Annotated in this window: 7 protein-coding genes; 5 read left to right on the forward strand and 2 right to left on the reverse strand. The window is 72.9% G+C overall.

Features of this window, described 5'->3' with window-relative positions; all coding sequences use genetic code 11:
- Positions 1–12 precede the first annotated feature (12 nt).
- Together ACRX5S_RS12075 and ACRX5S_RS12080 are read right to left on the reverse strand one after the other, a co-directional pair.
- Positions 13–1,212 carry a lipid-transfer protein gene (locus ACRX5S_RS12075; protein WP_436772878.1) on the reverse strand — a complete coding sequence of 400 codons (1,200 nt, stop codon included), beginning with the start codon at positions 1,210–1,212 and terminating at the stop codon, positions 13–15.
- A gap of 37 nt (positions 1,213–1,249) precedes the next feature.
- Positions 1,250–3,454, reverse strand: a complete 2,205-nt coding sequence (locus ACRX5S_RS12080) for an acyl-CoA dehydrogenase (RefSeq protein WP_436772879.1) — start codon at positions 3,452–3,454, stop codon at positions 1,250–1,252.
- Between the two features lie 235 nt (positions 3,455–3,689).
- Here ACRX5S_RS12080 and ACRX5S_RS12085 point away from each other — a divergent pair, with 235 nt between their 5' ends.
- From ACRX5S_RS12085 to ACRX5S_RS12105, 5 genes are all read left to right on the forward strand, one after another.
- Entirely contained in the window at positions 3,690–4,364 is a 675-nt protein-coding gene (locus ACRX5S_RS12085; RefSeq protein ID WP_436772880.1) for a class I SAM-dependent methyltransferase, read from the forward strand.
- A 654-nt stretch (positions 4,365–5,018) separates the two neighbouring features.
- Positions 5,019–6,458 carry a hypothetical protein gene (locus ACRX5S_RS12090; RefSeq protein ID WP_436772881.1) on the forward strand — a complete coding sequence of 480 codons (1,440 nt, stop codon included), beginning with the start codon at positions 5,019–5,021 and terminating at the stop codon, positions 6,456–6,458.
- Positions 6,448–7,527 (forward strand): N-acetylmuramoyl-L-alanine amidase family protein, encoded by a 1,080-nt coding sequence (locus tag ACRX5S_RS12095; RefSeq protein WP_436772882.1) that lies wholly within the window; start codon positions 6,448–6,450, stop codon positions 7,525–7,527. Before ACRX5S_RS12090 ends, ACRX5S_RS12095 begins: the two co-directional genes overlap by 11 nt.
- Positions 7,528–7,694: 167 nt before the next feature.
- On the forward strand, positions 7,695–8,651 hold the full coding sequence (locus tag ACRX5S_RS12100) for a hypothetical protein (RefSeq protein WP_436772883.1): 957 nt from the start codon (positions 7,695–7,697) through the stop codon (positions 8,649–8,651).
- Positions 8,652–8,871: 220 nt separating this feature from the next.
- Complete coding sequence (locus ACRX5S_RS12105) at positions 8,872–9,642, forward strand: hypothetical protein (protein ID WP_436772884.1); 771 nt, start codon at positions 8,872–8,874, stop codon at positions 9,640–9,642.
- Positions 9,643–9,699 lie beyond the last annotated feature (57 nt).

Here is a 9,699-nt window from a genome sequence, read left to right on the forward strand (position 1 = left end):
CCGTCAGCGCGGTCAGAACTGCCCGCGCCGGTACAGCCCCACGACCGCGGCGCCGCCGAGCCCGATGTTGTGGGTCAGGCCGATCTCGGCCTCGGCCACCTGCCGGGCGTCCGCCTCGCCGCGCAACTGCCAGGTGATCTCGGCGGCCTGCGCGATGCCGGTGGCGCCGAGCGGGTGGCCCTTGGAGATCAGGCCGCCGGACGGGTTGACGACCCACTTGCCGCCGTACGTGGTCGCCCCGTCCGCGATGAGCTTGCCGCCCTCGCCGTCCGGCGCCATGCCGAGCGCCTCGTACGTCAGGATCTCGTTGATCGAGAAGCAGTCGTGCAGCTCGATGACGTCGACGTCCTCGATCGTCAGGCCGGACGCCGCGAAGACCTTCTCGCCCGCGGCCCGCGACATCGGCTTGCCGACCACGTTGATGACCGAGCCGTCGAACGCCTCGCCGGTGTCGGTCGTCATCGTCTGCGCGACGATCTCGACCGCCTTGTCCTGCAATCCGTGCTCGATCACGAACCGCTCGCTGACCACGACGGCCGCCGCGGCGCCGTCCGACGTCGGCGAGCACTGGAGCTTGGTGAGCGGCTTGTGGATCTCGCGCGCGGCCAGGATGTCGGCGAGCGAGTACTCGTCCTGGAACTGCGCGTACGGGTTGTTGACCGAGTGCTTGTGGTTCTTGACCGCGACGAGGGCGAGCTGCTCCTCGGTGGTCCCGTAGCGGGCCATGTGCTCGCGCGCCGCGTTGCCGAAGATCTGCGCGGTGGGCGGGGTCATCTCGAACGGGTACGCCTTGGCCATGATCCCGTAGTGGCGGCCGACCGGGCTGGTCGCGAAGCCGCCCTCGCCGGTGCCGCTGCCCATCGCGCCCTTGGTCATCTTCTCGAAGCCGATGGCCAGGACGCAGTCGTTGAGGCCGCCTTCGACGAACTGGCGGGCCATCATCAGCGCCGTCGAGCCGGTGGCGCAGTTGTTGTTGACGTTGTAGACCGGGATGCCGGTGAGGCCGATCTCGTAGACGGCCCGCTGGCCCTGCGTGGACGTGCCGGCGCTGTAGCCGACCGGGGCCTGCTCGACCAGGTCGTACGAAATGCCCGCGTCCGCCAGCGCCTTCTGGCCGGCCTCCTTGGCCATGTCGTAGTACTGCCAGTCCTTGCTCTCCGGCTTCTCGAACTTGGTCATGCCGACGCCGACGATGAAGACCTTGTTGGACACGGAACCGCCCTCCGGATAAATGCTAGACACAATCAAGTTACTTCTCGGTGGGCGCCGGGTCACGGGGCAGCCCGAGAATTCGTTCGCCGACCACGTTGAGCTGGACCTGCGTGGTGCCGCCCGCGATGGTCAGGCAGCGGCTCATGAGGAATCCGAACGAGGCGCGCGCGCCCGCGTCCTCGTCGACCGCGCCCAGCGCGCCCAGGATCTCCAGGCTCAGCTCCGACTCGCGCTGCTGGTGCGGCGTCCCGACCAGCTTGCGCACCGACGCGCCGGGACCGGCCTCCAGACCGGAGATCTGCGCCATCGTGGTGCGCAGCCCGATGAGGGCGAGCGACGAGGCCTCCGCGATCAGCGCGCCCAGGCGCTCGCGGTAGCCGCCGTCCACGAACTCGCCCGCGGGGCCCGCGACCGCCGCGACCAGGTTCTCGATGCCCGCGCCGAACGACGAGTCCGCGCCCATGTGCACGCGCTCGTTGCCGAGCGTGTTGCGGGCGACCTGCCAGCCGCCGTCGACCTCGCCGACCACCATCGAGTCCGGGACGAACAGGTCCTCGATGAAGATCTCGTTGAACATCGCGAGCCCGCTGATCTCCTTCAGCGGCCGGATGTCCAGGCCAGGCGAGGACATGTCGACGATGAAGTACGTCAGCCCGTCGTGCTTCGGCTTCTCCGGCGACGTGCGGGCGAGCAGGATGCCCCACTCGGACTCCTTGGCCCGCGACGTCCACACCTTCTGCCCGTTGATCAGCCAGCCGCCGTCCACCTTCGTGGCGCGCGTGGTGAGCGACGCGAGGTCGGACCCGGCGCCGGGCTCGGAGAACATCTGGCACCACTGGAAGTCGCCGCGCAGCGTGGTGAGCGCGAACTTCTCCTGCTGCTCGGGCGTGCCGTACGCGAGGACCGACGGCAGCACCCAGTTGCCCATGGTGATGTCCTTGAGGCGGATGCCCGCGGCCTTCATCTCCTGCTGGATCACCAGTTGCTCGATCGGCCCCGCGCCGAGCCCGTAGGGCGCGGGCAGGTACGGCGCCGCGTAGCCGCTCGGAGCGAGGGCGACACGTGCCTCGTCGGCGTTCTTGCCGACCGCGGGAGCCAGCGCCGCGCGCACGCGCTCGCGCAACTCGTCGGCGCCCTCCGGAAGATCGAGCACCAGCTCGCGGCGGGCGCCCGCTGCGGCGAGTTCGGTGACGCGCAGCTTGTGGGCGGCGCCCGGTCCGGCGTACTGACGCAGTGTCAGCGCCCGGCGCAGGTAGATGTGCGCGTCGTGCTCCCACGTGAAGCCGATGCCGCCGAGGATCTGCACGCAGTCCTTGGTGGTGGTGAACACGGCCTCGATCGCGTACGTCGCGGCGATCGCGGCGGCGAGCCCGCGCGTGGCGGCGTCCTCGCCGAGCGCCCGGGCGGCGTCCCAGGTGACCGCGCGCGACTGCTCGACGCGGACCAGCATGTCTGCGCACATGTGCTTGACCGCTTGGAACTGCCCGATGGGACGGCCGAACTGCTCGCGCACCTTGGCGTATTCGGTCGCGCAGTCGAGCGCCCACGCGGCGACGCCGCACGCCTCGGCGGACAGCAGCACCGCGGCGTGGTCGCGGACCAGCGCGGCGTCGACGCCGGCCAGGACACGGGACGCGGGGACCGTCACGCCGTCGAGGACCACCTCGGCGCTGCGGCGCGTCGGGTCGACGCTCTTCAGCTCGCGGACCGTCGCCGACGCGGCGTCCAGGACGAACCAGACGTCCACGCCGTCAGCTTGACGGGCCGTCAGCACCAGCAGGTCGGCGGCCGCCGCGCCGAGCACGGGCTTCGCGGTGCCGGTCACCTTCAGGCCGCCGTCGGCGGGTGCGGCGGTCAGGCCGGACGGCTCCAGCGCGATGGCCGCGACGGTGGCGCCCTCGGCTATGCCGGGCAACAGCTCCTTGGCGAGCTCGGCAGACGCGGACGCGCCGATGACGGCGGACGCGAGAACGGTCGGCAGGAACGCGCCGGGGAGCATGCCGTACCCGGCCTGTTCGAGGGCCACGGCGGCCTCGACCGTCCCATAGCCCGCACCTCCGAACTCCTCGGCGATGTGCATGCCGAGCAACCCCTGCTCGGCCAGTCCCGCCCAGTACGGGGGACGCTCCTCGGCCTCGGCCTCCAGGGCGCGGCGTACCTCGCCGATCGGTGCAACACGTTGCACCCATCCGCGCACCGACTCCTCAAGAGCCCGGTGCTCCTCCGTGATCCCGATCGCCATGTGCCCTCTCCAGTGCTCTCGCTGTACGTCCGTACCTGCGATGCGTGCGATGCCCGCGAAACGCCGCGCGTCGTCGCGATAGTAGAACGCGTTTCACTTGATGGGGAGTGCCGAGGCCCCGTACGACGCCGGATGTGGCCCTCGACACGGCAGCCCGCGGGGTGCTGCGGCAGGATGATCGCCGACACGCCCCGAAGAAGACAGGGGCGCCGAGGTTCAAGAGCAGGGGACCGCAATGACGGACCGCACCACGGACCGCCCCGCCGCCGTCGGCGGCGCCATCGACCCGCGCGTGCTGGACGCCTTCGACGCGGCCGTCGGGTTCATGCCCCCGGACGAGGGCGCCGCGCTCTACGCGGCCGCCGTCGAGGCCGCGAAGGTCGGTCCGCTGCTGGAACTGGGCACGTACTGCGGCCGGTCCACCATCCTGCTCGCGGCCGTCGCGCGCGACGCCGGGACCGTCGTCGTGACGCTGGACCACCACCGCGGGTCGGAGGAGCAGCAGCCGGGGTGGGAGTACCACGACCCGACGCTCGTGGACCCCGAGGTCGGGGTCATGGACACTTTGCCGACCTTCCGCCGCACGCTGTTCCGCGCCGGGCTGGAGGAGTACGTCGTCGCGCTGGTCGGACGCTCGCGCGCGGTCGCTCCGCTGTGGAGCACGCCGGTGGGCATGGTGTTCATCGACGGCGGCCACACCGACGAACACGCGAACGGCGACTACGAGGGCTGGGCTCCGCACGTCGCCAAGGGCGGGCTGCTGGTGATCCACGACGTGTTCCCGGACCCGGCGGACGGCGGCCAGGCGCCGTACCGCGTATACATGCGGGCGCTCGCGTCGGGGGCCTTCACGGAGGCCGCGGGCCACGGGTCACTGCGGGTGCTGCGGCGTACCGGCGACGGGATCTGACCCACCGTCACCCGGCCGCCGGACGGGGGCCCGGGAGGCGGCCCGTGTCGTCACGTCGACAAGCCGTTTGGCGGCTTGTCGACGAGTGGTGAGGGAAGTCCGGCAAACATCAACTAAGTCAGTGACACGGCTGTGTCCGAGGCGGGACACTAAGTGCCCCGACGAGGTCCGTACGTGACGGGATCCGAAATGGCCGAGGGCGAACACTACGAGCGGGTCTGGGATCCGGCGACCCGTCGCTGGACGACCCGCGCGGCGGGACGCCCGACCCCGGGAACACCCGACGAGGACCAGGCGGCGTCGGATCAGTCCATGGCGGACCGGCCGACGCGGGACGGGCGCGCGCGGGAGGGATCGGGGCAGGACGGGTCGGGCGTCGAGCGGGCAGGGTCCGGGTCACAGCGGCCCCGATCGCAGGGGCCTGGGCCGCAGGGGCCTGGGCCGCAGGGGCCTGCGCCGCAGCAGGGGCCCGGCTACCCGGCACCGGGATCGCAGGCAGCCGGCTCGCCGACGTCAGGGCGGCCGGTAGCCGGTCCGCAGGTACCTGGCCCGCATGTGCCGGGCTCGCCGGTACCGGGAGCGCCGACGGTCGACGGGCCGGTGGCTCCGCGTCCGCCGGGCGGGCCACCGCCCAGACCGACGCAGGCGCCCAGCGTGCACCTCAACCCGACGGCGTCGGCCGGGAACCCGCAGGCGCCGAGGCCCGCCCGAGGTCCGCAGACTCCGCCGGCTCCCGATCCGGCCCCGGGCGGTCCGCCCGCCGACGGCCCGTGGTCGCAGCCCACCGTCCGCGGCCCGGCGCCCGCGCTGCCGCCGGGAGCCTCTCCGTCGCAGGCCGCCGCCTTGCCGCCCGGTGCGGCGGGACCGCCTGCGCTGCCCGGTCCGCCGGGGCCCGGGCAGGCGCTGCCCAGCGGCGGCGACAAGCAGCCCGGGGTGGATGCGCAGCCGACGGCGTACGGGCCGCCTCCTGGATCTCCCTTTTCTCCCGGTTCGCCCGGATCTCCCGCGTCCGGTTCTCCCCTCATACCCGGCGACGTCGCCTCCGGGGACGGCGACGAGGTCTCCCCCGGCTGGTTCGCCCGCAGTCAGGAGCCGCCGCGTATGCCGCGCGGGGCGACCTTCGCGGACGCCGCCGCGGGTCCGCGCACCCCGCCCCGCGGCACGCCCGTGCCGGGTACGCCGCCGCGCGGTACGCCCAGCCCTTTCGGTCCCGGCCCGTACACCCCTTCGCACGGTGCGCCCGGCCCCGCGACGGCCGCCGGCATGCCGACCGCGTCCGCACACGCCTGGGCGCCGATTCCTCCGGCACCGCCGGTGGGCGCGCCGGGTGGTCCCGGTGCCCCCGCCGGGCAGCCGCAGCCCCCCGAGCACGGCTCGGGGGGCGGTTCGAGCGTGCGCACCCTCGCCGTCATCACCGCGATCGTGGTCCTGCTGGCCGTCGCCATCACCGTCGTCGCGTTGCAGCCGTGGAAGGACGACGACGGCGCGACCGTCGCGGAGTCGTCCGGCAGTCCGACCGCCACCGGCGCGACCGGGTCCGCGGCGCAGCCCGCCGGTCCCGGCGACAGCGCCAACCCCTCGGGCAACACCCCGGCGTCGGCCGGGGGTTCCGCGTCCGCCTCGGCTTCGCCCTCGGCGTCCCCGTCCGCGGGCGACCCCGGCACCCAGGCCGCCGCGCTCAGCAGCCTGCTCGACCACAGCGGCACCTCGCGCCAGTCGGTGATCAACGCCGTCAACAACGCGAGCGGCTGCACTTCGCTCGCCGGCGCGGCGTCCGACCTCTCGCGCGCCGCGGACTCGCGCAACGCGCTGCTCGCCGAGCTGGACACGCTTGAGTTCGACGCGCTCCCGGAGGCCGCTCCCGCGCTGGAGCACCTGCGTACCGCGTGGCGGGAGTCGGCGAGCGCCGACGCCCACTACGCTGCTTGGGCGCAGGCCCAGGCCGACAGCGGATGCGGTGCCGGGCAGCCGAGCAAGGACGCCGGGGACGCCGCGAGCGGCCGGGCGACCGCCGCCAAGCAGGCGTTCGTGCAGGCGTGGAACGACATCGCGACCCGCTTCGGACTGCCGACAAGGACCGAACTTGCCATCTGATCCGTCCGATCCGTGGGAGCCCTGGGACAGCCCGCCCGCTCCCAGGCGCCAGGCCCGCGACCGCCGCGCGGCCGACCGGAGGCGTACCCGCGTCACGGTCGGCGTTGCGGTCGCCGCGCTGGCCCTCGTCGGCGGCACGGCGCTCGCGGTCAACTGGCCGGACGACGACGGCTCGGAAGCGGCGGCCGCCGCATCCGCGTCGCAGGTCACCGGGTCGGAAGCAACCTCCCCCCTCAGCACGGGAGTTGGCATGCCCTCCGAATCCGTACCGCCGCGGGCCGACGGTCTTCCGCCGGGCCCCCAGGGGCCGCCCGCGTCCATTCCCGGTCCGCCGCCGCCCGCGACGCCGCCGAACTCCGCGCCGCAGCCGGGTCCGGGCGCACCGGACGCCCGGCCGCTCACGGGCAGGACCGTCGTGATCGATCCGGGGCACAACCCCGGCAACTCCCGGCACACCACCGAAATCGGCCACCAGGTCGAGGCGGGCGGCTTCCGGAAGAACTGCGACGAGACCGGCACCGAGACCAACAACGGTTACACCGAGGCGGAGTTCACCCTCGACGTGGCCAACCGCACCCGCCAGGTCCTCGTCGCGCTGGGCGCCGAGGTGGTGTTCACCTGGGAGGGCGATCGGCCCTGGGGCCCGTGCGTGGACGAGCGGGCGCGCGTCGGCAACGACGCGCACGCGGACGCCGTGGTGTCCATCCACGGCGACGGCGCCACGTCGAGCGGCACCGGATACCACGTGATCGTGCCCGCGAAGGTCCAGGGCGGCGGGTCGGACACCGGCCCGATCCTGGTCCCGTCACGGGCCCTCGGTGACGCGCTGGCCCTGGCTTTCGCGCAGAGCACCGGCGCGAAGCCGTCGAACTATGTGGGGCAGAACGGCATCGACGTACGCGATGATCTGGGCGGACTGAACCTGTCGACAGTGCCCAAGGTGTTCATCGAATGCGGGAACATGCGCAACGCGGGTGACGCCGGACGCATGACCGATCCCGTCTGGCGCCAAAAGGCCGCCCAGGGGATCGCGTTCGGCATCCGCGACTTCCTCATGAAGGGGACGTGAACCCGACGCCCCGACCTGCACGCACCGGCGAACTTCCGTAAGCTCCCCCGGACCCGTCAGCCGCGACGGACGGCCGCACTCCGAACGCGCGGCGGCGCACGGGACATCCGGGAACCTCGCCTACGTCCCCCATCGCGACATTGAGGAGAACCGTGAACCAGAGAGGCATGACACGGGGAGACGGTCTCGTCTTCGTCTGCGTCGCCCTGATTTTCGGCATGTCGTTCGCACCGTACTTCAAGGCCTCGGCCGACGGCGGCGGTAGCGGCCGCAGCAGCCGCGACGACTTCGGCGGCTCGGACACCGAGACGACCACCGTCAACGCATGGGCCCAGGACCACTGGCCGCTCATGGCCGTCGTCATCCTGCTGCCGCTGATCTCCTTCCTGCTGCTGGTGACGCACCGCTACATGGTGAACGCCGACCAGCGCCCGGTCGGCGGGCTGACGCTGCGTCAGTGGGCCACCTCGCTGGGCGTGGTGGCGGCGTGGGCGGCGCTGTGGTCGCTCGGGGGCAACGTGGTCGGCAACGCGGACGAGGCGTACGAGGAACTCGGCGTCGAGCTGTCGCACGGCTTCGGGGCGTTCGTGATCCTGCCGTTCACGCTGATCATGGCGCTGCTGCTGTTCGTGATCGACCGCGTGCCGGGGCTCGCGTACCCGCTGTTCATCGCCGCGCCGGCGTACCCGGCCGGGTACATTCCGGCGCAGGGTCAGCCGGGTCAGCCGGGTCAGCCGGGCTACGGCACCGGGATGTACGGCCAGCCGGTCGTGCCGCCGGGCACGCCCGTCGCGCACATGCCGCCGCCGATGACCGGCGCGATGCCGGTGGCCGCTCCGGCGCCCGCTCCGGCGCCGGTGCCGTCCTCCGGGTCCGGCCCGGGCTCCGCGCCGGGCGCGGCGGCCGCACCGGCCCCGGCGGCCGAATTCGCGCAGTTCTGGCTGGCGGTCCCGGAGGAGCGCCCGCTGCTCCCGGTGGGCGGTCTGGACAAGACGCCGGTGGCCACGCTGGTGCCGGGAAGCTGGTACCTGGCGGTGGAGCCGGCGGGAGACGGCCTGATCGTGGAGGTGGACGGAGTCCGGGGTGTGCTGTGGGACACCTCGGGTATCCAGCGCGGAGAGTAACGACACCCCAACGCAACACGAACTTTCCCCATGAATCCGGGCCCCGCCAGGTCGCCCCCCGACCGGCGGGACACCCGCCCCGCACCGGATCTGGCACAGTGTCCGACCGGAAGACATCAACCCCATGCACCGGCAGCGCGCGGGGGCGCGGCCGGTGCGGCAATTCGGGTCGCCCCCGTACCCTGGCGGCGCCCACCCCCTCGGGAGGAGACCCCAACTAGTGGATATCAAGAAACTCACTCGTGGTGACGCGATCGTCGCCGTCGCGGCTCTGCTGATCTTCATCTTCTCGTTCCTCGCGTACGTGAAGGCCGAGGTCGGCGACTTCTCACGAAACGCCTGGGCCAGCGAACTCGCCCCGGTCGTGACGTCGGAGGTGATCATCCCGATCGCGGCGGCGGTGCTGTACATCCTCGGCGGGCTGCAGCCGCGTCCGCAGGTGCTGTTCGGCCTGACCCTGCGCCAGTGGGCGGTGCCGCTTGCCGTCGTCACGCCGCTCAACGCGCTGTGGTCGCTCGCGGCCATTCCGGACGGCGGCGAGGCGGGCATCGGCGCGATCTTCATCGTCATCGCGTCGCTGATCATGGCCGGTGCCGTCATCGCGAACGAGATGGTCCCGGCGCTCAAGGCCCCCCTCGGCCTCGGTGGCGGCGCTGCCGGTGCCCCCGCTGGCGCGTATGGCGGCCAGCAGGGCGCCCCGTACGGCGGTCAGCCGGCCGGTGCCCCTTACGGCGGCGCTCCGCAGCAGGGTGCCCAGTATGGCGGTGCCCCGGCCCCCGCGCCCGCCGCGGCGGACCCGTCGTTCCAGCCGTACTGGTTCTCGGTGCCGGACCAGCGCCAGCTCGTCGACGGGCAGACCAACGCCCCGGCCGGGTCGCTCAACCCGGGCGTGTGGTACCTCGCGGTCGCGCAGCACGGCCAGGGCCTCCTGGTCGAGGTCGACGGCGTCCGCGGCGTCCTCTGGAACGTCTCGGGGATCCAGAAGTCGTAATCAGGGCCGCCTGAGGCCCACAGTGGCTCCGGTCACTCCCGAGAGGGGGGCCGCCGC

The sequence above is a fragment of the Yinghuangia sp. YIM S09857 genome (assembly GCF_051388915.1).
Taxonomy (GTDB): Bacteria; Actinomycetota; Actinomycetes; order Streptomycetales; family Streptomycetaceae; genus Yinghuangia.

What these genes read in the sequence shown, in the direction of transcription:
- ACRX5S_RS12080 (WP_436772879.1), bottom strand. Translation starts at nt 3,454, where the DNA reads ATGGCGATCGGGATCACGGAGGAGCACCGGGCTCTTGAGGAGTCGGTG.
- ACRX5S_RS12085 (WP_436772880.1), top strand. Translation starts at nt 3,690, where the DNA reads ATGACGGACCGCACCACGGACCGCCCCGCCGCCGTCGGCGGCGCCATC.
- ACRX5S_RS12100 (WP_436772883.1), top strand. Translation starts at nt 7,695, where the DNA reads ATGACACGGGGAGACGGTCTCGTCTTCGTCTGCGTCGCCCTGATTTTC.